The sequence below is a fragment of the Streptomyces sp. B3I8 genome, assembly GCF_030816915.1.
In the GTDB taxonomy this organism is placed as follows: Bacteria; Actinomycetota; Actinomycetes; order Streptomycetales; family Streptomycetaceae; genus Streptomyces.
On the sequence record NZ_JAUSYN010000002.1, the window covers coordinates 3,415,478 to 3,439,106 of the forward strand.

The following is a 23,629-nucleotide window of genomic DNA, read 5'->3' on the forward strand; positions in this document are numbered from 1 at the left end:
ACAGAGCGTTGCCGACATGTGACATTCTTCCGGCAGCGCGTTTGCCGCAGCGTTCCAGCCGGTATTCAGGTGGAGGCTGCGTTCCTCCGACGGGAGCGTCCGCCGCGACCGTCCGCGACCCAAAGGGGGTGGCATGTCCGCAGACCAGGGCAGCTCGAAGGTGCTCACGCTCACGAAGAGCGAGACGACGCCCGACGTGCTCCAGGACCCTCAGGACCTTCCCGCCGCCGAGGCCCTGGTGGCCCCGGAGGCTCCGGCCTTTCCGTCCTCGGCAGCCATCGACACCCGCACCCTGTCCCGCTCCCTCTTCCTGCGGCTCGCCGCACTCGACGAGAACAGCCCCGAGCGTGCGTACGTCCGGGACACCCTCATCGAGCTCAACCTGCCCCTCGTCCGCTACGCGGCGGCCCGCTTCCGCAGCCGCAACGAGCCGATGGAGGACATCGTCCAGGTCGGCACGATCGGGCTGATCAAGGCGATCGACCGCTTCGACCCCGACCGGGGCGTGGAGTTCCCGACCTTCGCGATGCCGACGGTCGTGGGCGAGATCAAGCGGTTCTTCCGCGACACGTCGTGGTCGGTACGGGTGCCGCGCCGGCTCCAGGAGCTGCGGCTGGCCCTGACGAAGGCCAGCGACGAGCTGTCGCAGAAGCTGGACCGGTCGCCGACGGTGGCCGAGCTGGCGGTGGTGCTCGGGGTCTCCGAGGAGGACGTCGTCGACGGCCTCGCGGTGGGCAACGCCTACACCGCGTCCTCGCTGGACTCCCCGGCCCCGGAGGACGACGGCGGGGAGGGCTCCCTGGCGGACAGGCTCGGGTACGAGGACACGGCGCTGGAGGGCGTGGAGTACCGGGAGTCGCTGAAGCCGCTGCTGGCGAAGCTGCCGCCGAGGGAGCGGCAGATCATCATGCTGCGCTTCTTCGCGAACATGACGCAGTCGCAGATCGGCGACGAGGTCGGCATCTCCCAGATGCACGTCTCGCGGCTGCTGACGCGCACGCTTGCGCAGCTTCGGGAGGGGCTCATCTCCGACTGACGGACCGGCTCACCGGCCGACCGACGGATCGGCGGACCGGTCGAGCCGTTCACCGGGACAGGCGAGCGGTTCACCGGGACAACGGGGCGGGGCGGGGCGGATCACCGCCCCGCCCCGCCCCGTTTCGCTGTGCGTTCCGCTCGGCCGTCCTACTTGAGGGCGAGCCACGCGACGGCGGCCACGACCGCCACCGCGACGACGATGCCGATGATCAGACCGACGCGGGGGCCCGCGGCCGCGGGCTCCTCGCGGCGTGCCTGCGGGGCCTCGTCGACGAAGGCACGGAACATCTGGGTGCTGCCGGCGGGGTCGTGGTTGCCCTGCGGGCCCTGGGTGTTAGCCATGGGCCGAGACACTAGCGAATAGCCGACACCAGCCCAAGTACGGGGTCCGAAGCCCTCGTTGCCTCCCTGCCGGAGGCGTTCCCCACTCCTGGGGACGTCCACCGGCCCCGGGGGACCGGTACACCCCCTCTCCACCTGCGTCTTTACCTTCACAAGACCTGTCTTTGCCGATTTTTGGCCAGCTCCACCCCTCTATTGTTTGCCTGTAGCAACCAACATCCGTATGGTTGCCTGGAGCAACGATTCAGGAGGTGTGGCATGGCGACAGGGCAGGCGCAGTTCGAGGAGCTGGCGCGCCAGCTCAGCGCCGTGGCAGCCGTCAAGCGGGACATGGCACGGGTCATGCCCCCGGACTGCCCCTCCGGATCCGCCGCCGTACTCCTCCTCCTCGACCGGCACGGCGCCATGCGCATGAGCAGGCTCGCCGAGCTGCTCGCCGTGGACATGTCGGTCACCAGCCGCCATGTCGCCCACGTCGCGGACCGCGGCTGGATCGAACGCTCCCCGGACCCGGCGGACAGACGTTCCCGGATCCTCCACCTCACTCAGCCCGGCCGGGACCGCCTCGAGGATCTCTCCCGACGGACCACCGAGCTGCTGGCCGACCGGCTCAGCGACTGGAGCGACGACGAGGTCGTCCAGCTCATCCGGCTCATGACGCGACTGCGGGCCAGCTTCGGGGACTGCCGCTCGACGGCGTCCGCCCGACTGCCCCACCCCGCGCCGGGTACGGCACCACAGACCACCGGTACGGCACAGACCACCCGTACACCCGCATAGAACTGCAGGAGAAGGAAGCCCATGGCAACGACCACACCAGCCGGTGTGCGGGCTCACGCCAAGCACGGGGGAGGCACCCCGGACGGCGTCCAGATGACACACCGGCAGATCATGGAGGCGCTCTCCGGGCTGCTGCTCGGCATGTTCGTGGCGATCCTGTCGTCCACGATCGTGACCAACGCGCTCCCCGAGATCGTCGGCGACCTGGGCGGTGGTCAGTCGGCCTACACCTGGGTCGTCACCGCCTCCCTGCTGGCCATGACCGCGACCACCCCCCTGTGGGGCAAGCTCGCCGACCTGTACAGCAAGAAGGCGCTCGTCCAGATAGCGCTCGTCATCTACGTCCTCGCGTCGGCCGCCGCCGGTCTGTCGCAGAACCCCGGCATGCTGATCGTCTGCCGTGTGGTGCAGGGCATAGGCGTCGGCGGTCTGTCCGCCCTCGCCCAGATCGTCATGGCCGCGATGATCTCGCCCCGTGAGCGCGGCCGCTACTCCGGCTACCTCGGCGCGACCTTCGCCGTCGCGACCGTCGGCGGCCCGCTGCTCGGCGGTGTCATCACCGACACCTCCTGGCTCGGCTGGCGCTGGTGCTTCTACGTCGGTGTGCCGTTCGCGGTCGTCGCGCTGATCGTGCTGCAGAAGACCCTGCACCTGCCGACCCTGAAGCGGGACGTCAAGGTCGACTGGGCCGGCGCGACCTTCGTCGCCGCCGCCGTCTCGCTGCTGCTGGTCTGGGTCACCTTCGCCGGTGACAAGTACGACTGGGTGTCGTGGCAGACGTACGTGATGGTCGGCGGGTCGATCGTCCTCGGTCTGCTGTTCGTGCTGATCGAGTCGAAGGCGCGCGAGCCGATCATTCCGCTGCGGCTGTTCCGCAACCGCACCATCACGCTGGCGTCCCTGGCCTCGCTGTTCGTGGGCGTCGCGATGTTCACCGGCACCGTCTTCTTCAGCCAGTACTTCCAGCTCGCCCGGGACAAGTCCCCGACCATGTCGGGTGTCATGACGATCCCGATGATCGGCGGCCTGTTCATCTCCTCCACCGTCTCCGGGCAGTTCATCACCCGCACCGGTCGCTGGAAGGGGTGGCTGGTCAGCGGTGGCGTGCTGGTGACCGCGGGCCTCGGCCTGCTGGGCACCATCCGGTACGACACCGCGTACTGGAAGATGTCGATCTTCATGGCCATGCTGGGCCTGGGCATCGGCATGATGATGCAGAACCTGGTGCTGTGCACGCAGAACCAGGTCGACCCGCGCGACCTCGGCTCGGCCAGCTCCACGGTCACCTTCTTCCGCTCTCTCGGCGGCGCCGTCGGCGTCTCCGCGCTCGGCGCGGTGATGGCCCACCGGATCACCGACTACGTCATGGACGGCCTGGCCGGCCTCGACCCGAAGTACGCGGCCGCCGCGTCGGGTTCCGGTTCCGGTGCCATCCCCGACATGGACAAGCTGCCGGCCCCGCTGCGCACCGTCATGGAGAGCGCCTACGGCCACGGCATCGCCGACATCTTCCTGATCGCCGGGGCCGTCGCCGCCCTCGCCTTCCTGATCACGCTGTTCATCAAGGAGGTCCCGCTGCGGACCAAGGGCGGGCTGGCCCAGGCCGCCGACGGCGAGAACCCGCCGGTCGACCCCGCCGCGGCCCCGGTCGTCGCGGAGGCCCAGGAGGGCGCCGCCACCCCGAGCGCGGCCGAGTCCGTTCCCGCCGGTGAGACCGACGCCGACGGCGGACAGCGGGTGCCCAGCTGGGCCGCCGCCCCCGCCCCGGCCGGCCCCGAGGGCACCCAGCGGCTCGCCGCCGTCGCCACCGCCGCCTCCCCGCAGGAGCCGGCCGCGGGTCCCGTCTCCGGCGGGATCCCGGTGCGCGGCCACGTCCGCGGCACCGAGAACGCGCCCGTCCCGCAGGCCGCCGTCACGCTGATCTCGCTCGGCGGTCGCCAGCTCGGCCGCTCGGTCGCGGGGGCCGACGGCGCCTACGCCGTGGACGCGCCCGGCGCCGGGTCGTACGTGCTGATCGCCGCCGCCGACGGGTTCCAGCCGCAGGCGTCCACCGTCGTGGTGGGCGGCGAGCCGGTGGCGTACGACATCCTGCTCAGCGGCACCAGCGGGCTGAGCGGCGTGGTCCGCACGGCCGACGGCGCACTGCCGGTCAAGGACGCGATGGTCATCGTGACCGATGTGCGCGGCGACCTGCTGGCCACCGGGTCCACCGGTGAGCAGGGCGACTTCGCCTTCACCGAGCTGGTGCCGGGCGCGGTGACCGTCGCGGTCAACGCCGCCGGGTTCCGGCCGCGGGCGCTGCCCGTCGAGGTCGGCGGCACCGGGGTCACCCGGATCGAGGTCGAGCTGGAGGCCGGTGCGCAGCTCCGGGGCGTCGTACGGGCACCGCACGGGCCGCTCGCGGACGCCCGCGTGACGCTGGTGGACGCCGCCGGCAACGTGGTCGGCACGGCCACCACCGGGGTGGACGGGGCGTACGCCTTCGCCGACCTGGACGGCGGCGAGTACACCGTCATCGCGACGGGTTACCCGCCGGTGGCCACCTCGCTGACGGTCGCCGGTCCGGAGGTCGACGGCCACGACATCGAACTGGCCCACCCGGGCGAGTAGCCGGTACCCCGGTCCGCCGGGGGCGCGCTCCGAACGGCGGTGCGCCCCCGGCGGGCCGGTTTTTTCGGCCGTCAAGGAGACATTCAAGCCTTTGGCCACATTTACCGGCCCACCGCTTCATTCACGCCGTTCGCGCTGTTCGCGCCGTTCGCGCCGTTCGCGCCGTTCGCTTCATTGATTCACCGAGAGGGAGAGCGCCCGATGGGACTGACCGCACGGATCCGTACGCGGGACGGATGGGCCGTGTCGCACGCGGTCGTCACCGTGACCGACATGACCGGCACGCAGGTGATGCGGGCCGCGGCCGACGCGGAGGGCACCGTCCGGGACGCCACCGCGCTCGCGCCGGGCGCCTACACCGTCATCGTCACCGCGGTCGGATACGCGCCCACCGCGTCCAGCGCGCTCGTCACCGCGAGCGGGCGGGCCGAACTGGGCAACGTCACACTGACCCGCCAGGGCGGTACGGAACTGCCGCCGCCGGGCCCCTGGACCATCGACCCCGCGCACTCCTCCGTCGCCGCCGTCGCCCAGCACCTGGGGATCTCCAGCGTGCGGGGGCGGTTCACGGAGTTCACCGGGCGCATCGAGATCGCGCCCGCCGAGATCGAGAAGTCGCGCGTGGAGGCGGTCATCCGCGCGGCCTCCATCGACACGGGCAACGGCATGCGCGACGGGCACCTGCGCTCACCGGACTTCCTGGACGCCGAGACGTACCCGGAGATCACGTACGTCTCGACGGGCCTGACACCTGCGAGCTCCGACCGGTGGACCGTGCACGGGGAGCTGTCCCTGCACGGCGTCGTCCGCCCGGTCGACCTGGACCTCGCCTACCTCGGCACCGGGGCGGACCCGTGGGGCGGCACCCGGGCGGCGTTCCGCGCGACGACGGAGCTGCGCCGGGAGGACTTCGCGATGAACTACAACCAGGTCGTCCAGGCGGGCATCGCGGCGGTCGGGACGACGCTGCGCATCGAGCTCGACGTGCAGGCGGTGCAGGGCGAGGCGCTGCCGGCGGTGTAGTCGGCGCCGGGAACGGGAAGGGCAGGGCGGCGGGGGCGAGAACCCCCGCGCTCACTCCGCCGCCCGCGCCTTTACTCTCACTCCGCCGCCCGCGCCGCCACGATCCGCTGCGCGAGCTCCCGCAGCTTCACGTTCTCCTGCTGCGACGCCCGTACCAGGCTGTCGAAGGCCGACGCCGCGTCGATGCCGAGCCGCTCCATCAGGATTCCCGTGGCCTGCCCGATCAGGTCGCGGGTCCGCATCGCCTCGGTCAGCTGCTCGCGCACCGTCACCGCGTCCAGCGCCATCCCGACGTGCGCGGTGAACAGCCGCGCCATCCGCGTCGCCATCTCGTCGAACGCCCCCGGCTTGCGCGCGTACGCCGTCAGCACCGTCATCCGCCGCCGCTCCGCCCGCAGCCGCAGCGAGAGCACGGACCGCAGCCCGAGCCCCGACAGCACGTCCGCGTCGCCGGAGGCCTCCGTGTCCCGGATGACGACGACCGGCTCGGTCCACAGGTCCTGCCAGTACGCGCCGTCCTCGTGCGCCGCGCTCAGCGCGTCCGCCGTGCGCACCACCTCGTCCGTCCACGCCACGGTCCGGCCCCGCGCCTTCCGTTCGATCACGGAGACACCGGCGTACTCGGCCCCGGGCAGCAGATGCACCGCGAGCCGCACCGCCGCGTGCAGGGTGCCGTGCGGGCTGGATGTCTCGTGCAACCGCTGCGAGGCGACCGTCATGACCTCGGCGAGTTCGAACGCCGGGGCAGACACAGGCTCAAAATCAGGCAAATCAGAAAAGTCGGACGCGACCACCACGAACCTCTCGGCATGACACGACCTGGTGGCCGTGCCCAGGAGAGCTCCGCAGCACATTCCCGACTGCGAGCACAGGACGGACAGCACTTTAACTGCTTCGATGCGCTGTCCGGGACGCGCGGTGCCACTCTGCGGAAGAGACCTTCCACCATTCGACCGGGCGTGGTGGAATGGGCCAGGCGGGTCAGGAAGCGGCCTGAAACGGAAACCCTGACACCGGTTTGGCAGGTGAGTACCGTGACCGCCTCGTCCAGTTCCCACGATCTGCGCCCCGAAGACCTCCCCGGCTACACTCTGCTCTCCCTCCCCCGCGACCTCGACCTGGGCAACTGCGCCGCGCTGCTGGACGCGGCGGCCCGGGTGGTGGCGGACCGGGCCGGACTGCTGCACACCCTCGTCCTGGACCTGACCGGCACCGCCTTCATGGACTCCCGGGGCGTACGGCTCGTCGACGACATACGCGCCCTGCTCGCCCCCGGCGCCGAGCTGCGGCTGGTCGCCGCCCCGGACAGCCTGGTGCTGCGCGTGCTGACCCTCACCGGGCTGCGGCGGGACGTCCCCGTCTACGACGACCTCACCGAGGCCGTCACCGGCACCTGCGCCCTGCTGGGGGAACGCGCGCCGGGGCCGGACCGCCCGGCGGACCCGGACGCGGCGGCCTAGGGTCTTTCGTGCCGGACCCCGCGACGCCGGAATGATTCAGACGAGAAGCCCTAGGCTGGGCCCATGGCACCCAACATCGCGACGAACACGTCCGTGTCCCTGGAGGAGTTGCTGGACTTCGTCCGCCCTCGGCACCGGGCGATCCTGCTCACCCGGCGGACCGACGGCGGCCCCCAGAGCTCGCCGCTGACCTGCGGAGTGGACGACTCCGGTCGGCTCGTCATGTCCACCTACCCCGAACGCGCCAAGACACGGAACGCCCGGCGGGACGAGCGGGTCAGCGTGCTCGTGCTGAGCGACGAGTGGAACGGACCGTGGGTGCAGATCGACGGCACCGCCGAGGTGATCGACAGCCCCGACTCCGTCGAGCCGCTCGTGGAGTACTACCGCAACATCGCCGGTGAGCACCCCGACTGGGACGAGTACCGCGAGGCCATGATCAAGCAGGGCAAGTCCCTCATCCGAGTGACGCCGGTCCGCTGGGGCCCGGTCGCCACCGGCGGATTCCCGGCCCGGCCGGTGGCGGACGACCAGAACTGACGCCGCCCGACGCCCGGCGCCGTCGCCCCCGCCTCGTCGCTCACCTCGCCGTCGCCCGCGCCCTCACCCGCCGCGCCGGACCATCGTCTCGATGCCCGCGATCAGGAGCTCCAGGGCGAAGGCGAAGTCACGGTCCCTGATCTCCTCCACCGTGCCGTCCCCGCGGGCCTCTTCGAGGTCCGCGGAGTCGTGCACGGCCTCGCGCAGCTCCGGCTCGCGCGTCACGGCGTTCATCGCCCGGCGGCAGTAGTCGTCCTGGCTCATCCCCGCCGAGGCACAGCGCCGCACGAAGTGGCCCTCGATGGTGCCGAAGCCGTAGACGAACTGGAAGACCGCCGAGAGGGCACCCGCCCGGCCGGCGGCCGGCAGTCCGGTGCGGCGGACCACCCGTCGCACGGCGAGCTGGAACTCCACCGCGTGCGGGCCGATATTGAGGAAGGTCCCGGCGAGCGAGGACAGCCAGGGGTGGCGCACCAGCAGCGCGCGGTAGGCGCCGGCCAGCGTCCGCAGCTCCTCACGCCAGTCGGCCGGTCCGGTCCCCGCCGGTTCCGGTCCCGGTGGGCGGATTTCGCCGAACGCCGCGTCAAGTGCCAGTTCCAGCAGGTCGTCCTTGGTGTCGACGTACCAGTAGACGGACATCGCGGTCACGTTCAGCTCCGCCGCCAGCCGGCGCATGGAGAACTTGGTGAGCCCCTCGGCGTCCAGCAGCCGTACCGTCGCCGCGGTGATCCGGTCGCGGTCCAGGCCCGAGGGCTGTCCCCCGCCACCGCGTCCGCCGCCCCGGGGCGCCCTGTCCTCCAGCCAGACGCTGGTCCGCGGCGGACGACCGGCCCGCTCGGCTGCCCTCACCATGGCGCACCATCCTCGCACTCCGGGACCGGCCGCACTGCGGGCGACCACTGTCTGTGAATCTTCCCTCTCGGCCCGCCGTCACAACACGGTCGGACGGCCCCGGGTACGGGGCGGGACGGGCCGGTGGCCCGGGGCGCACACCGCGCCCCGGGCCACCGGCCCGTCCGTCCGTCGTCAGCCGTTGTCGCTGCCTCCCGTCGGCCGGGTGAAGTCGTAGAAGGTGGCCGAACCGACCGTCACCCTCTTGAAGTTGCTCTCCACCCATGAGCTGATCTTCGACGAGGTCCCGGAGTCCCCGCCCATGCCGCCGCCGGCGATGAAGCAGTGGATCCTGCCGTCCGCGAACCGCCCCACGCGAGCAGCGCGCCGCGCTCGGTGACGGTGGTGCCGGGCGGGGTGTGGGTGCGGGCGTTGGCCGGCAGGTTGACCAGGACCTGTTGCAGCCGGGCGGCGTCGGCGGAGACCAGCGCCGGTTCGTCGGGCAGCTGAAGGCGCCGGACGTGGTCGCGGCCGGCGGCGCGGGCGTCGCTGACGGTGTCCACGACCAGCGGGACCAGGTCGGTCTGTTCGAACCGCAGCGGCCGTCCGGCGTCCAGCCGGGCGAGCGGCAGCAGGTCCTCCACGAGCAGGGTCATCCGCCCGGCCTCGGACTCGATGCGGCCGAGTGCGTGCCGGGTGTCGGGGCCGACCCGTTCCCGGCCGCGCCGGGTCAGCTCGGCGTAGCCGCGGATGGAGGCGAGCGGGGTGCGCAGCTCGTGGCCGGCGTCGGCGACGGACTGCCGTACCCGCGTCTCGCTCTGCCGGCGGGCGCCCGGGATCTCCACGCTGTGCTCGTCGCCGTCCCGCGCGACGGTGGCGAGCGCCTCGCGCTGGGCGGCGCTGAGCGACCCGACCTCCATCTGCGGGATGTTGTTGTCGTCCCTGGCCTTGTCGCCGACCTCGGCCTCGGTCTCAGTGACGGTGCCGTCCGTGAGCGTGGCGGCGATGGTGCCGGGGGCTGGGGGCCGCGGGTGACGAAGTCGGTGAGGTCGGTGCCGCGCGCCTGGCGCCCGTCGCCGTTCCGGCGGCCGGCGCTCTGCCCGTCACCGTTCTGCCGGCCGGCGCTCTGTCCGCCCGGCGCGGTGCCGTTCTTGAGACCCTCGGGCGGGGGGAACTCGCCGGAGGCCCGCGCCGCGATCTCCTGGAGCTGCCCGTCGAGCTGGTCGTAGAGGTGCGAGCGCAGTGCCACCGTCGTCACGGTCCCGATCACCCTTCAGACCACGGCGATCAGCGCCGGCGAGGCGACGACGAGGCGCGTCCGCAGAATGCGCGGCCGCCCTGCCGGTCCCTCCGCGTACGCGGCCGTCGGCGTCGGCTCACGACACGGCGGGCTTGATCAGGTAACCGGCGCCACGCCGGGTGTGGATCATCGGCTCGCGCCCCGCGTCGATCTTGCGCCGCAGATAGGAGATGTACAGCTCGACCACGTTGGCCTGGCCGCCGAAGTCGTACGACCACACCCGGTCCAGGATCTGCGCCTTGCTGAGCACCCGGCGGGGGTTGCGCATCAGGAACCGCAGCAGTTCGAACTCGGTGGCGGTGAGGTGGATGTCGTCCCCGCCCCGGGAGACCTCGTGGCTGTCCTCGTCGAGGGTGAGGTCCCCGACGACCAGCACGGATTCCGACCGGCGGTCGGCGGTACCGGAGCGCCGGATCAGCCCGCGCAGCCGTGCCACGACCTCCTCCAGGCTGAACGGCTTGGTGACGTAGTCGTCCCCGCCGGCGGTGAGCCCGACGATACGGTCCTCGACCGCGTCCTTGGAGGTGAGGAAGAGGACGGGGACGTCCGGGAGCTCCCGGCGGAGCCGCCCGAGCACGGTGAGTCCGTCCATGTCCGGCAGCATCATGTCCAGGACGACAGCGTCGGGACGGAACCCGCGGGCGGTCTGTATCGCCCCCTGTCCGTCACCCGCGCTGCGGATCTGCCAGCCTTCGTAGCGGAGGGCCATGGACAGCAGTTCGGTGATCGACAGTTCGTCGTCGACCACCAGCACTCGGACGGGACTCCCGTCCGGCCTCAGCAGTTCGGTGCGCCCCTGGGGCGAGGTCGTGGTCATGATGCACACCATGTCGGGCGCCTCTGAGAACATGCTTGCGGAAACCTGTGATTTCCCTGAGAAACGCACAGGCGCCTCTCGGGGAACTCCTGGGCGGCGGCTCGAAATGCGTGCGGACGACGGCGAGTCGGGTGTCCGCGCGACGACCGGTGTGCCTACGGGTGAGCGTCAGGTCACGTCCCACAGCCGCCGGTAGAAAGCCGTCCGGACCGGGTCGGGGGCGATGCCGTACGCGTCGAGGAGGGTCCCCTCCCAGCCGGGGCCGTAGTTCCACCCGATGTTCAGCGTCACGACCGCGAGGTCGGCCCAGCGGTCGGCGACCCCCAGCGCACCCAGGTCGACGTGGGCCGCCCACGTACCGTCCTCGTGCAGCAGGGTGTTGGGCGCGCAGGGGTCGCCGTGGCAGACGACGAGCAGGTCGGCCGGGGGCGGGTCCGGCAGGTCCGCGGGCACCACGATGCCCGCCCGTCGGGCCACTTCGAGGCGGTGCGCGACGGACCAGGTGAACGGGCACTCCGCCACGGGCAGCCGGTCGTGCAGCGCCCGCAGCCCGGCGCCGAGCGCGCGTACGGCCGTCGCGGGATCCGCCTTCCAGCGGGGGGCGACGGCGCTCTCACCGGGCAGCGCGCGGGTGACCAGCCAGCTCCCGTCGGCATCGGCGCCGTACTCCCGCACCTCGGGCACGGGGGTGAAGCGCGCCGCCCAGCGCAGCCGTTCCGCCTCGGCGGCGAGCGGGAGGGCGGTGCCGGCCGGAGCCCACTTGACGAAGCAGGTGTCCGCCCCACCCGGCCCCCCGTCACCGTCCAACCGGAAGGTCAGCCCGCCCAGTTCGTTCCGCCACACGGGCACCGGGCGGCGCCCGCGGGCGAGCACGGCGACCGACGGGGGCACGGGCACCGGTGAGGCCGGCGGGCCGGACAGCTTCATGACCACATGCTCACCCACCCGTCCACCCCCGTGCCAATCGTTTTCCGCGCCTCCTTTCCGAACAATCGCATCAACGGATATCGCATGAAACGAAAGGCGGATCCCCTCACCCGTCCGGGCCACACCACCTCACCTGCGGCAAGGTCAACTCTCGTTCTGCACAGCCATGTTCAGACATTGACGGTACGCGCGAAAATGACCTCTGGATTAAATACTTATCGAGGAAATCCTTCACCCGTTCGCCGCGCATCCGCCACAGAAAGGTGGCGTTATGCGAGACATGAATAGGGCAATCAAAGGAAGGTCCCTGGGCCTGTTCGTGCCCTCCGAGGGCCGGGGGGGCACGGTCTCGGCACGCTCGGTGGCCATGGGCCCGTACACCTACACCCCCGCCCCACCGCACGCCCCGAGCAGCGTCACCGGCACCTTGTCCAGGGGCGGACTGCCCGTCGCCCTCCAGGTGACCGAGCCACTGCTGCGGAGTTTCCTGGACACGATGGGCCGGCTGGAGGCCGATCTCGAGCCGCGCTGGATCGGCGCGGGAACGCGGTCCGCGTTTCCCCGGGCGCACCGGGCCCCGCGGACCCTGTCATGAACGACGAGCACACCGACCACTACACCCGACGGACCACCGGCCACTCCTACGCCTTCCCCCCGGCCGGCTCCGGGCGCCACCGCGCCCCGGCCGACGTCTTCACGGCCCCGGCCGACACCTTCTTCTCCCCGCCCCACACCTTCACGACCCCGGTCGGCGCCTTCGCGACCACCGCCGAGGCCTTCTCCGCCCCGCTCGTCCCGCCGGACGCGAGCTGGGACCCGGCCGAGGAACTGGCCTACCTGCTCCGCGACGCGACAGCGGAGGAATTCGCCCCCGCGCCGCCGGGGACGCCCGGGACGTCCGGGCCACCCGCCCCGCTTCCCCCGGAGTACGAACAGCAGGCGCCGTACGAGCCTCATGAGCCGCCGTACGAGCCGTACGGCCCGTACAACCCGTACACCGCGTACCCCCCGTACACGTCGTACGCCCCACCGGCGCCCGCCCCCGAACCCGGTCCCGCCGCTCCCCCCGAACCTTCCGACCTCTCCGTACCCTCCGCCCTCTCCGCACCCACCGTCCCGTCCCCGCGCGACGAGGCCTCGGTCAAGACGCCGCACCCCGGCACCCCGATGGGCAAGCTGCAGGAGATCACGGTGGAACTCCCACCCCTGCGCGAAGTCCCCCGGAAACACCGGAGGATCCGGCAGCACCGACACCGGAGCACGATCAACGGGATCGGCCGTCTGATCGCCGCGCTGGCCGCGGTCGTCGCGTCGATGGTGAGCGTCTTCAGCGGCATGGTCACGTACGAACCCCTGCGCTTCATCGCCCTGGTACACACCCGGAGCAGCTTCGTCTCGTGGTGGCCGCTGCTGGTCTACGGGCCCTGGACGGTGGCCTCGCTGTCCGTCCTGCGGGCCGCGCTGCACCGGCGCCGGGCGGTGCACGCCTGGTCGATGGTGCTGCTGTTCTCCTGCGTGGCGGTCCTGATGTGCGTGGTGCAGGCGCCCCGCACGCTGATCGACACGTCGGCCGCCGCGCTGCCTGGGATCGCGTCGCTGGCCTGCTTCCAGCAGCTGGTCCGCCAGATCACCCTGACCCGCCCGCCCCGCCGGGCGACCCCGCGCCATCGCACACGCCCCGCCCCGGCACCGCCCTCTCAGCCGTCCGCGCCCACGGCTTCGGCCCCGCCCTTCTCTTCCTCGCCCTCTCCGTCGCCCTCTTCCTCCTCACCCTCTCCGTCCGCGTCTCCTTCCGTGACTCCGTCACGGAAGCCGGCCTCGGTGGCCGGGCGAGGTTAGGCTCGGGCTCGATCACACTGTCGAGTGAGCGGGGGGGCTTCGGCGATCATGAGCATGACCTCGATCGAGGGAACGGTGACGGCCGTCAGCAGCAACGGCGTGTACTCGTTCACGAAGCCGAACCGCGAGAGCATCACGCTGCTCGCGGGGCTCGGGGTGGAGGGGGACGTCCACGCGGGCGTCACGGTCAAGCACCGCTCGCGGATGGCCCAGGACCCCACCCGGCCGAACCTGCGTCAGGTGCACCTGCTCCACGAGGAGCTCTTCGCCGAGGTCGCCGAGGACGGCTTCCGGGTGTCCCCGGGCGATCTCGGCGAGAACGTCACGACGCGCGGCATCGACCTGCTGGGCCTCCCGGTCGGCACGCTGCTGCACCTCGGCGACGAGGCCGTCGTCGAGGTCACGGGCCTGCGCAATCCGTGCTTCCAGATAGACAACTTCCAGGACGGCCTGCTCAAGCGGGTGGTGAGCCGCGACGAGGACGGCAGGCTGATCCGCAAGGCGGGCATCATGGGCGTCGTCCGCCAGGGCGGCACGGTCACCCCCGGCGCCACCCTCACGGCCGAACTCCCCGCAGGACCCCACCGCCCCCTGGACCGCGTCTGACGGTCCCTCCGCAGGGGGCGAACCCTCTGCGGAGGAACCTCTGAGGGAAAACGTCCCGCTTCGCGGCGCCCGGCTCGTCACTCCGCTCCGGCGGCCGGCGGTTCGAGTTCGCCGTCGCTCCGCCGGACGGGCCGTCGCAGGCCGTCCATCAGAAGGTCCAGCAGACGGTCGGGGTCGGCTCCGCGCCCCGACCGGGGCGCCACGGTGAAGATCCCGATGAGCGAGGCGGCGATGTCCTCGGCGGTGACGTCGGGCCGGAGGTCGCCTGTCTCGCGGCCGGCGTCGAGGATCGTGTTGAGGGCCGTCAGCAGCTCGGTCCGGGTCCGCGCGTGGGTGATCTCGCCCGATTCGATCATCACCAGCAGGGTGTCGAGCATGCCGTTCTTGGCGGCGATCCAGTCTCCGAACAGGTCCATCCAGCGCCGCATCGCCACGGCCGGGGGAAGCCGGCCGATCAGCTCGCGGGCGCCGGTCGTCAGCCGCGCGACCTGATCCTGGTAGACCGCGTCCACCAATGACTCGCGGGTCGGGAAGTGCCGGTAGAGCGTGGCTATGCCGACCCCGGCCTCCCTGGCGATCGCACGCATCGACGGCTCGGCGTCGGTCGACATGAAGACGCGGGTCGCCACGGCCAGGAGCTGGTCACGGTTGCGGACGGCGTCCGCCCGTGGCGCGCGGCCCCCCGCCCGATCAGAAACGGAACGCGTTCCGCTTGTGTTACGGTCGTCCATGCAAACGGAGCATAGTCCGTTTCTTTGCGTTCCATGCGTCGGCACCGAGGAGACAGGCGCACATGCAGGCACTGAGCAGGCAATCACCCGCGGGCATCGGCAGGGCGGTCCAGCTGCACGAGTTCGGCGGCCCCGAGGTCCTGGACGTCCACGAGGTTCCCGCACCGCAGGCCGGCCCCGGCCAGGTGCGGGTACGGGTCACCGCGGCCGGCCTGAACCCGATGGACTGGATCATGACCGCCGACGCGGGCACCGCAGCCCGGTTCGGCCTCACCCTGCCGGTCGGGTTCGGGACCGACTACGCGGGAGCGGTGGACCAGGTCGGCGACGGAGTGACCGGCTTCGCGCCCGGCGACCGGGTGTTCGGAGGTGCCCTGTCCCGCGCGGTCGCCGACTTCGTGGTGATCGACGCGACCGGGGAGACCGCCGCGAACGAGGTCCACCACACCCCCGGCGGCGTCGACGACCGCACCGCCGCCACCCTCACGATCGCGGGCCGCACGGCATCCGCCGCGCTCGCCGTGGTCGCTCCCGGTCCCGACGACACGGTGCTGATCGGCGGCGCCGGCGGCGGAGTGGGCGTGTTCGCCGTCCAGCTCGCCCGGATCTCCGGAGCACGCGTCATCGGGACGGGATCGGCGACCTCGGCGGAGTACCTGCGCACCCTCGGGGCCGAACCGGTCGCCTACGGTGACGGCCTGGCCGACCGGGTCCGCGCGCTCGCCCCCGGTGGAGTCACCGCCGCCGTCGACCTGCACGGCGTGGAGACAGCGCACGTCGCCCGGGAACTCGGCGTCCCGGACAGCCGTATCTGCACCGTCGCCGCCCAGGTCGACGGCGTGCCGGCGGCCAACGGCGCGAACGCCGCTCCCGGTGCCCTGGAAGAGATCGCCGGCCTGATCGCGGAGGGCCGCCTGCGGGTGCCCGTCGCGGCGAGCTTCCCGATCGAACAGATCCGCCGCGCGACCGAACTCCAGGCCGGCCGGCACGCGCGGGGCAAGGTCGTCATCGACCTGCAGCCCGAACGGCTGACGGCTGACGGCTGACGGCTGACGGCTGACGGCTGACGGTCCTGGACGACGCGAGAGGCTCCCGGTTCGTCGCCGGGAGCCTCTCGCGTGGTCGATCGGGTCAGTTGAAGGGAACGGCGTCCGCCGGGGCGGTGTGCCAGTTGGTGACGATCGGCTTGTCGACGGTGATGGTGTCGACCGGCAGGGAAACCGGGTTGGGGTCACTGTCGCCGACGGCGACGATGATGTTGTCGAACTCCACTCCACCGTCGCTGTTGGTGGACTTGGTCTTCACTCCGGCGTAGGCGGCGGTGCTCCCGCTCAGCTTGATCTGCTGCCCGACGGACTGCTCCGCGGGGCCGGCCTGCGTGCCGTCGGAGCCGAACGCCACGGTCGGGAGGGCGGCGGGCAGCCAGCAGGTGATGCCCGACTTCGCCTTGGCGGTGATGAGGATGTAACCACCGGCCTGCGTCTCGGACTTGGTGCTCCAGGAGATGTCGTTGGCACCGCAGGTCTGCTCGACCTTCGACCGCGTGCCGTCGCCGGTGTCGACGCCGGAACCGTCCGCGCCCTGGTTCCCCTTGCCGGCGCTCTGACCGCTGCTCGCCGCCTTCTCACCGGAACCGGCGGTCTTGCCCGCCGTGCTGCCGGCCGTGCTGCCGGCCGTCTTGCCGGACGAGGCGGCGGACGAGGACCCCTGCGAGGCGCCGGTGTCCGTGCTCGTGTCCCCGTCCTGGCACGCGGTCATCAGCATGGCGCCACCCACGATGACCGCGGAGACGAGCAGAGCCTTGCGACGGTTGCCGGACATGGGGTTCCCCTTTGTGTTGAGCAGGTGGCCGGGACCGGATCCGTTCCGGCCCCTCGGTGGTTACTCACCCACTATGAGGGGCTCATGACCTCAGGCGTTGCCGCTGAGCCGTTCCAGCACATCCCCGTCACAGACCAGTGACGTCGTCACAAACGTGTGCCCGACCCGCCCCGGAGACAACCGACGCGAGTGACCGGGCACACCGGGCTGACCAACCGACCGGCTGACCGGGCTGATGACCGGGCCCGGTCCAGGCGGCCGCAGGACGCGGGAGCGCGCCGACGACAGGATTTGATCGGTGTTCGAGAGGCGGGCTTCCCGTCGATGAACGGGCTGGTCGGGTCTGACAGCACCTGTTGAGCCGGTGGATCACGCCATACGACAGTCAAGTCCTGCGCACGGCCCACGTCGAGGTACACGCTCGGAAGGGGAAATGCCGACCGACGGCCCCGCCCGATCACCCGCAGCAGCACGGTCACACCGAATACGTAACCATGGCGGGTCCGGCGCTGCTTGCAGGGGCTGGACCGGGCCCTGGCCATCAGCCGTATCGCGGAGGCCGTGGACCGCAGCGTGGTCGAAGGAGACGGGGTCCTGTTCATGCCGTCGTGGCGCCGCGAGTGGCTGCACGCGGCTTCGCGGTGCCCAACTCAGGGTGTACGCCTGCCGGGCACGTGCGGGAAGGCACGACTACTCGGGATGGGGGACAAGAACCGCCGCAACGACAAAGGCCCCGGAGTGATCCGGGGCCTTTGACCTGTGTGCACTCGGCAGGATTCGAACCTGCAACCTTCTGATCCGTAGTCAGATGCTCTATCCGTTAAGCTACGAGTGCTTGTGTGTTCTGTTGTGTTGCTCTTCCTTCCGGGCTTTTCGGCCCGGTCGGCGTTGCGGGAACAACATTACATGACTGGCGGCGGGACGCGAAATCCGTTTGCCATACCCGGCCTGAACTGGGGAAACGTCGTTCTGGGGATCGTTGCGCCGAGGCTGTACGACCGAAGCCCCGGTCCTGGGGACCGGGGCTTCGGTGTGGTGGGAGCGGAGGCGGAGGGATTTGAACCCTCGATGGGCTTTAAAACCCAAACCGCATTAGCAGTGCGGCGCCATAGACCGGACTAGGCGACGCCTCCCGCACAGCCGCCCGCGCGAGCGCGAGTGGTGCGTGCAGATGATGACACAGTCGAGCGCGGTGTCACCAATCGGCTCCCACGGTACTAGGCGGGCAGGCGGCAGAGCAAAGTCCTTTGTCCGGTGCGGCGCCCACGCAACCAGGTGCGCCCTGGCGCGTTGGGCAGGACATGGTTCACGTCTCCCTCGGGCGTTCCGCCCGGCTCCCCGCACGTCCTCCGTCCTGCCCCGTCCGTTCCGCCCGTGGTCGCCCCCCGCTCGCCGCCGCCCTCGCCGCTGTCGCCGTCGTCCTGACCGGTTCCGCCGCAGGGGTGGTGTCCGCCGATGCGCACAGCCGGACGTCCGCCGGGCCGTACGACGCCGCCGGCGGGGACCGGCTCACCGTCACCGTCCGGAACGCGGGTCGCGCCGACGGGACGTACCTGCTGCGCTGCCACCCCGGCGGCGGCAGCCACCCCGACCCCGGCGGGGCCTGCGCGACGCTGGACCGCCGGACCACCTGGGGACGGGACCCGTTCGCACCGGTGCCGCCCGACGCGCTGTGCACCATGCGGTACGGCGGGCCCGCCACCGCCCGCGTCACCGGGACCTGGGCCGGGCGGCCCGTCGACGCGTCGTACGACCGCGTCGACGGGTGCGAGATCGCCCGCTGGGAGGCGCTCGTGCCCGTGCTGCCCGCCCAGGACCACCAGCTCCGTACGTATCCGTGAGCAGGAGAGGTGCGGAGCGCGGAGCCAGGGGTGCGGCGCGCTCCGGCATGCGTCGGGTCACCGGCGTGCGACGGCGGACGCAGGAGGTGCGGAGGAGTCGTGAGGGTCCTGCACCCGGCGCGCGGGATCACGCCGTGCGCCCGGCAGGAACCGGCCCCACCCACGTGCGACCTCCGCCTCATCCCGCGCCGCCGGGACCGCCTCTGCGCTTAGACTCCCTCGCGTGACACGCTGCGGGACGGTTGGCAAGATGGCCCCCGCGGTCGGCAAGGTGCGGTGACAGGGAGGACGCGACTCGTGAGCAGCAGGCCATCCCGAGGCGCTGCTCGCCTCGCAGCCATACTGGACGCACTGCCCGACGCGTTGGTGCTGGTCAACGCCAACGGGACGGTCGTCAACGCGAACACCATCGCCCTGGAGGCCTTCGAGACCCCGGGCACCGCCCTGGTCGGCCGGGGGCTGCTCGACCTGCTGCCGGAGTTCGACTCCCGGCTCATCCCGGGCTCCATGCGCCGCCCCGACCACGTCGACCCGCGCGCCCGGACCAGGCCGACCCGGATGACGGCCCGCCGCACCGACGGCTCCGAGTTCCCCGTCGAGGTCACCAGCGCCAACCTCGAGGACGCCCGCCAGGCCTACGACGGATACGGCTACACCGGCGACGAACTGCTGATGCTCGTCGTACGCGATCTGTCCGGCACCGTGGACACCGAGGCGGAACTCGCGCGGTCGCAGCGGCAGACCGAGATGATCCTGCGGGCCGCCTCCGAGGGCGTCGTCGGCACGGACACCGACGGGCGGATCGTCCTGGTCAACCCGGCCGCCGCGCAGATCCTCGGCTACCGGGCCAACGAACTGGGCGGCAAGGAGCTCCACACCCTGGTGCTCCACTCCCGCGAGGACGAATCGCCGTTCCCGTACGCGGAGTCCCCGCTGGCCGACACCCTGCGCTCCGGGCGCAAGCACCGGGTCCGCGGCCAGGTGCTGTGGTCGAAGGCCGGAAACAAGGTGCCCGTCGACCTGACCACCGCCCCGGTGCGCGACGGCGACCAGCTCGTCGGCGCGGTGATGACCTTCACCGACCGGCGCCCGTTCGACACGCTCAGCGCCGAGAAGCACGAGTCGGAGGAGCGGCACCAGCAGGAGCTGCGGCAGCTCGCCGAGGAGCACGCGGCGGAGCTGGAGCGGGTGCGCGAGGAGCACTCCGCCGAGCTCGAGACGCTGCGGGAGCGGCACGCGGAGGAACTCGCCGCGGGCGACGAGCGCTACGCGGCGCTGGGCGAACGCGAGAAGGACCGCTATGAAGCCCTGACCGCCCGCTACGACCAGCTCTTCGCGGTGCTCGGCCGGTCCCTGCGCGGTCCGCTGGACCAGCTCCGTGCCGAACTGTCCGCGCTCGCCGCGGACGACGCCGGGCAGCTGTGGCCCGAGGCCAACCAGGTCCTGCACTACCTCGCGGCCGGGTACTCCCGCATCACCACCCTGCTCGACAACGTCCTGGGCTTCCAGCGCCTGGACGCCGGGGAGGACGGGCTCACGCGCACGGCCGCCATGCTCGACGCGGTCGTCGCGGCCGGGGTCGACGGTGCCGTCGAGCTGATCGGCCCCGGGCGCGTGCAGTTCGCGGTGCACGCCCCGCCGATCGAGGCGGAGGTCGACGCGCACCGGCTCGCCCAGGCGCTCGCGCACCTCGTGGCGGACGTGGCCGGGGTCGACGCCACCGGGAACTCGCCGGTCTCGGCGGGCGGCTACATGGACAACACGGTCGTCGTGGCCGCCGCCCAGCGCGGCGAGGTGGTCCGCATCGAGGTGCGCGGCCCGTACCCCGGCGGCGACCCGGTGCACCAGCCGATCGTGCGGGGCATCGTCCGCGCGCACGGCGGGGTGCTGCAGACGCACGAGGTGCCGGGGATGAGCGGCAGCGCCTACGTCCTCGAGGTACCGCTCGGCGCCGGGGCGGGCGCCGTGCCCGCGGCGGCCGCCAGCGGCACGGCCGGTGCGCCGACGACCGGTGCGCCGGCGACGGGCGGAACCGCGGTGGGTGCCGAGGTGGCGCTCGTGGGCGCGGCGGATGCAGCCGGTCCCGTGGGTGCGGCGGATGCGCCGGGTACACCGGGTACGGCCACGGCGGAGACGGGTACCGAGGGTGACGGCGAGAGCGTGCGGTCGCCGCAGGGTGGTGGACGGCGGCGGGCCCGGCGGGCCTCCACCGACGCCTTCCTGGACGGCGGCGGCGCGGTTCCGGCCCCGGAGGAAGAGGTCCCCGCGCCCACCGGCCGGCGCCGTCGCCGGGCCGCGGAGGCCGCCTCCGTGCCTGTGCAGGGCGGTGCCGCCACGCCGGACGCCTCCGGGGAGGCGGTGTCCGACGGCACCGGGCGCCGGCGCGGACACCCCGGTTCCGGTACGGACGCGCCGGGCGAGGGTGCCGGGGGGCCCGGCGTCTCCGAGGGAGCCGTCGTCACCGCGGCCGAGCACGCGGCGGGCGCCGCGGCCACCGGGCTGGGCGCGACCGTGCCGCCCCAGGGCGTTCCAGCCCCCACGGGCCGACGGGCCCGCCGGGACACCGAGCCGCAGGCCCTCCCGCCGGCGCTCCCCGCGGCGCCCACCGGAGCCACCGAGTCCGTGGAGGGTTCCGGGGCCTCCGGCCGGCCGACCGGTCGGCGTCGGCGGGCCCTCGCGAGCGCGGCCGAGCGTGCCGCCGGTGTTCCCGCCCCCGCCGAGCAGGGCGCGCGGCCCGTCTTCGCGCTGCCACCCGCCGAGGCCGACCGCGGTCCGGAGTACGCCGCGGCTGCCGCGGCGGCGTCCGCGCCGATGTCCGTCGGTGCGGAGGGTGCGGACGTCGGCCGCCACGACGCCGTCGCCCACGACCAGGACGGGGACCACACCCCGCCGCAGCCGCATCCGGTGCAGACCCCCACGGGGCGCCGCCGGGCAGCAGCCGCACCCGGCACCCCCGCCGGACAGGTGCCGGGGCAGGTCCGCCCGACGGAGACAACGGGTGTACAGGGGCAGGTGCCCACGGTTCCCGCCACGGTTCCCGGTGCTCCGGGACAGGCCGTGCCGGCACCCGGCGCGCCCGCGACAACCGGTGCCGCCGCGCCGATTCCGGCCGTCGGCTTGCAGGGCGTGCAAGGCGTGCAGCAGCCGACCGTCGTTCCGGGGCAGCCGGGACAGCCGGTGCGAGGAGGGGTTCCCGGCCAGGCGCTTCCCGTCCCGGGCGGCGTCCAGGCGTTCGGCATGCCGGGAGTCGGAGGCCCTGAGGTCGCGCCGGTCCAGGCCGCCGCACAGGCCGTGCCCGCGCAGGTGCCCGCGCAGGGCGGGCCGGTCCCGCTGCCGGGGCAGTTCCAGCCCGTACCCGTGCCGGTCATGGATCAGGGTGGTCCGACGCCCGGCGCGCCCGCGGCTCCCCTTCCCGGCCAGCTGCCCCCGGTCGGCGGCGCCCAGCCCGTTCCGCCGGCGCAAGGTGGCGCTGCTGCCGGTGCCGTGCCCGCGCAGGCACAGGCCGCGCCCGTCGGGGGCCACGGTCCCGTCGCGCAGCAGCCGCTCCCGGCACCGGGACCGCTGTCCGGGCAGCCGGTGCAGCCCGAGCCTGTGCCGCCCGGCGCCGTACCGCAGGGCCCGGCGCCCGTACCGGGCCCGCTCCCCGGGGCCACTCCCGGCATGCCCGTCCCCCCGCAGGCCACCCCCGCGCCGGCGCGGCCGCCGGCCGCGGCCCCCGGCACCCCCGGTGTCGCCCCACCCCCCGCCGCGCAGCCCACGCCCACCCCGGCCCCGGGCACCCCGCTCCCGCCGGAGCGGCCCGCCGCGCCGAGGGTCGCGCAACCGCTGCCCGCCGAGGCCGCCGCGCCGAGCGCACCCGTCGCACCCGCCGCGCCCGTCGACCCGAACTCGACGCAGGGCCGGGCGATCAGCGTGCGGACGCTGGGCCAGGGCGTACCGTTCGCCCGCCAGGCCACCGGCGCCGTGCCCACCGCTCCGCAGGCCCCGCAGGCGGGGCCGGCATCCCAGGCACACACGCCTCCGCCGCACCACCCCGGTGGTGCGGGCCGCCGCCGCAAGCTCGGCACGCCGCCCGAACCCGCCGCCGAGCGTCCGGAGACGGGCGGTCGGCCGCACCCGTCCGCGGGTCCGGCCCCGCAGTCCCGCCAGGCCGGGGCCACCGAGGGCGCCGGACGGTCGTACGCCATAGGAGCCCCGGACAAGAACGCCGACGAGGGTCCGGAACCGCTCGACGGTCCCGGCGGTGCCGTGGAGATCGCCGACCAGCCCCATCCCCCGCCGCTCGACGACGAACTGCCCCCCGAGCCCCTGGACAACCCGCGCCGGCTGCTCGTCTGGCCCGCGCCCGACGTCCTCACCCAGCAGGCGCTCAGCGACCGCGGCTACCGGCCCGTCATCGTCAACTCCCGTGAGGACGTCGACGCGCAGATCGCCGCCTTCCCCGCGGCCCTCTTCGTCGACCCGCTCACCGGCCCGATCACCCGTACGGCGTTGCAGGCGCTGCGCCAGGCCGCCGTCGCGGCCGAGGTGCCGGTGATGGTGACGGCGGGGCTCGGGCAGGCCTCGCGCGAGGCGGCGTACGGCGCCGATCCGGCCGTACTGCTGAAGGCGCTGGCCCCCCGGGATTCCGAGCAGCATCCGCCGCGCGTCCTGCTCGTCGAGGAGCACGCGGAGATCGCGCTCGCTCTCACGGCGACGCTCGAGCGGCGCGGGATGCAGGTCGGACGGGCCGCCTCCGACGCGGATGCCGTGGCGCTGGCCTCGCAGATGCGGCCGAACCTGGTGGTGATGGACCTGATGCAGGTGCGCCGCCGTCAGGCGGGTGTCGTCGACTGGCTGCGCGCCAACAAACTGCTCAACCGCACACCTCTGGTCATCTACACCACCGCCGTGGACCAGGCCGAGCTGCCGCGGCTGGTCTCCGGGGAGACGGTGCTGTTCCTCGCGGAGCGGTCGACCAGTCCGGAGGTGCAGGACCGGATCGTGGACCTGCTGGCGCGCATCGGCACGAACTGACGCGGGGGCGGTGTTTCACGTGAAACACCGCCGTCGAGGTCACCGCCGTCGGGATCGCTGCCGTCGGGATCACCGCACTCACGGAACACCCGCCCCCAGGGCCGGCC

At 72.8% G+C, this 23,629-nt stretch carries 19 protein-coding genes, 2 tRNA genes and 1 pseudogene; 12 read left to right on the top strand and 10 right to left on the bottom strand.

From position 1 onward, the window contains the following. The first annotated feature begins 133 nt into the window (after positions 1-133). Entirely contained in the window at positions 134-1,036 is a 903-nt protein-coding gene (locus tag QFZ64_RS17295) for an RNA polymerase sigma factor SigF (RefSeq protein WP_307066723.1), read from the top strand. A 149-nt stretch (positions 1,037-1,185) separates the two neighbouring features. On the opposite strand, the gene QFZ64_RS17300 is transcribed toward QFZ64_RS17295, so the two are convergent. Continuing rightward, the gene (locus QFZ64_RS17300) at positions 1,186-1,380 is read right to left on the bottom strand and encodes a hypothetical protein (protein WP_307066725.1); all 195 of its coding nucleotides are present in this window, start codon (positions 1,378-1,380) and stop codon (positions 1,186-1,188) included. Between the two features lie 258 nt (positions 1,381-1,638). Here QFZ64_RS17300 and QFZ64_RS17305 point away from each other — a divergent pair, with 258 nt between their 5' ends. The 3 genes from QFZ64_RS17305 to QFZ64_RS17315 all read left to right on the top strand — a co-directional run bounded on the left by QFZ64_RS17305 (position 1,639) and on the right by QFZ64_RS17315 (position 5,793). Continuing rightward, positions 1,639-2,160 (top strand): MarR family winged helix-turn-helix transcriptional regulator, encoded by a 522-nt coding sequence (locus QFZ64_RS17305; protein ID WP_307066727.1) that lies wholly within the window; start codon positions 1,639-1,641, stop codon positions 2,158-2,160. 21 nt (positions 2,161-2,181) lie between these two features. Then, positions 2,182-4,770, top strand: coding sequence for an MFS transporter (locus QFZ64_RS17310; protein ID WP_307066729.1), 2,589 nt, complete (start codon positions 2,182-2,184; stop codon positions 4,768-4,770). A 201-nt stretch (positions 4,771-4,971) separates the two neighbouring features. Continuing rightward, positions 4,972-5,793 (top strand): YceI family protein, encoded by an 822-nt coding sequence (locus QFZ64_RS17315; protein WP_307066731.1) that lies wholly within the window; start codon positions 4,972-4,974, stop codon positions 5,791-5,793. A gap of 77 nt (positions 5,794-5,870) precedes the next feature. Here the strand turns inward: QFZ64_RS17315 and QFZ64_RS17320 are convergent, their stop codons facing one another. Next, positions 5,871-6,647, bottom strand: a complete 777-nt coding sequence (locus QFZ64_RS17320) for a GAF and ANTAR domain-containing protein (protein WP_307071742.1) — start codon at positions 6,645-6,647, stop codon at positions 5,871-5,873. 180 nt (positions 6,648-6,827) lie between these two features. Between QFZ64_RS17320 and QFZ64_RS17325 the strand changes: the two genes are divergently transcribed. Together QFZ64_RS17325 and QFZ64_RS17330 are read left to right on the top strand one after the other, a co-directional pair. Beyond that, a complete protein-coding gene (locus tag QFZ64_RS17325) occupies positions 6,828-7,253 on the top strand; it encodes an STAS domain-containing protein (RefSeq protein ID WP_307066733.1) in 426 nt (141 codons plus the stop codon). Positions 7,254-7,316: 63 nt separating this feature from the next. Further along, positions 7,317-7,793: a PPOX class F420-dependent oxidoreductase gene (locus QFZ64_RS17330; RefSeq protein ID WP_307066735.1), complete on the top strand. Its 477-nt coding sequence runs from the start codon at positions 7,317-7,319 to the stop codon at positions 7,791-7,793. A gap of 63 nt (positions 7,794-7,856) precedes the next feature. On the opposite strand, the gene QFZ64_RS17335 is transcribed toward QFZ64_RS17330, so the two are convergent. The 4 genes and pseudogenes from QFZ64_RS17335 to QFZ64_RS17350 form a co-directional block, all read right to left on the bottom strand. Continuing rightward, positions 7,857-8,645, bottom strand: a complete 789-nt coding sequence (locus QFZ64_RS17335) for a TetR/AcrR family transcriptional regulator (protein ID WP_307066737.1) — start codon at positions 8,643-8,645, stop codon at positions 7,857-7,859. 368 nt (positions 8,646-9,013) lie between these two features. Beyond that, positions 9,014-9,951 (bottom strand): annotated as a pseudogene (locus tag QFZ64_RS17340) (sensor histidine kinase); the annotation flags it as partial. A 49-nt stretch (positions 9,952-10,000) separates the two neighbouring features. Continuing rightward, positions 10,001-10,741, bottom strand: coding sequence for a response regulator transcription factor (locus tag QFZ64_RS17345; protein WP_307066739.1), 741 nt, complete (start codon positions 10,739-10,741; stop codon positions 10,001-10,003). Positions 10,742-10,909: 168 nt separating this feature from the next. Further along, positions 10,910-11,668, bottom strand: a complete 759-nt coding sequence (locus tag QFZ64_RS17350) for an aminoglycoside 3'-phosphotransferase (protein WP_307066741.1) — start codon at positions 11,666-11,668, stop codon at positions 10,910-10,912. Between the two features lie 280 nt (positions 11,669-11,948). Between QFZ64_RS17350 and QFZ64_RS17355 the strand changes: the two genes are divergently transcribed. The 3 genes from QFZ64_RS17355 to QFZ64_RS17365 are packed head-to-tail and all read left to right on the top strand — an operon-like array spanning position 11,949 to position 14,113. Continuing rightward, the gene (locus tag QFZ64_RS17355) at positions 11,949-12,263 is read left to right on the top strand and encodes a hypothetical protein (protein WP_307066742.1); all 315 of its coding nucleotides are present in this window, start codon (positions 11,949-11,951) and stop codon (positions 12,261-12,263) included. Further along, a complete protein-coding gene (locus QFZ64_RS35375) occupies positions 12,260-13,507 on the top strand; it encodes a hypothetical protein (protein WP_373430623.1) in 1,248 nt (415 codons plus the stop codon). The genes QFZ64_RS17355 and QFZ64_RS35375 overlap by 4 nt, the downstream gene beginning before the upstream one ends. A gap of 54 nt (positions 13,508-13,561) precedes the next feature. After that, complete coding sequence (locus tag QFZ64_RS17365) at positions 13,562-14,113, top strand: MOSC domain-containing protein (RefSeq protein WP_307066744.1); 552 nt, start codon at positions 13,562-13,564, stop codon at positions 14,111-14,113. A 77-nt stretch (positions 14,114-14,190) separates the two neighbouring features. Here QFZ64_RS17365 and QFZ64_RS17370 read toward each other — a convergent pair whose 3' ends face one another. Continuing rightward, positions 14,191-14,844: a TetR/AcrR family transcriptional regulator gene (locus tag QFZ64_RS17370; RefSeq protein WP_307066746.1), complete on the bottom strand. Its 654-nt coding sequence runs from the start codon at positions 14,842-14,844 to the stop codon at positions 14,191-14,193. A 62-nt stretch (positions 14,845-14,906) separates the two neighbouring features. Between QFZ64_RS17370 and QFZ64_RS17375 the strand changes: the two genes are divergently transcribed. Continuing rightward, positions 14,907-15,890, top strand: a complete 984-nt coding sequence (locus QFZ64_RS17375) for an NADP-dependent oxidoreductase (protein WP_307066748.1) — start codon at positions 14,907-14,909, stop codon at positions 15,888-15,890. Positions 15,891-15,975: 85 nt separating this feature from the next. Here the strand turns inward: QFZ64_RS17375 and QFZ64_RS17380 are convergent, their stop codons facing one another. The 3 genes from QFZ64_RS17380 to QFZ64_RS17390 all read right to left on the bottom strand — a co-directional run bounded on the left by QFZ64_RS17380 (position 15,976) and on the right by QFZ64_RS17390 (position 17,798). Beyond that, positions 15,976-16,665, bottom strand: a complete 690-nt coding sequence (locus QFZ64_RS17380; RefSeq protein WP_307066751.1) for a DUF4232 domain-containing protein — start codon at positions 16,663-16,665, stop codon at positions 15,976-15,978. A 762-nt stretch (positions 16,666-17,427) separates the two neighbouring features. Continuing rightward, a tRNA-Arg gene (locus tag QFZ64_RS17385) sits at positions 17,428-17,500 on the bottom strand. Positions 17,501-17,707: 207 nt separating this feature from the next. Beyond that, positions 17,708-17,798 (bottom strand) — tRNA-Ser (locus QFZ64_RS17390). 168 nt (positions 17,799-17,966) lie between these two features. Here QFZ64_RS17390 and QFZ64_RS17395 point away from each other — a divergent pair. Continuing rightward, complete coding sequence (locus QFZ64_RS17395; protein ID WP_307066752.1) at positions 17,967-18,506, top strand: SSI family serine proteinase inhibitor; 540 nt, start codon at positions 17,967-17,969, stop codon at positions 18,504-18,506. Between the two features lie 297 nt (positions 18,507-18,803). After that, positions 18,804-23,522 carry a PAS domain-containing protein gene (locus QFZ64_RS17400; RefSeq protein ID WP_307066755.1) on the top strand — a complete coding sequence of 1,573 codons (4,719 nt, stop codon included), beginning with the start codon at positions 18,804-18,806 and terminating at the stop codon, positions 23,520-23,522. The last annotated feature ends 107 nt before the right edge of the window (positions 23,523-23,629 follow it).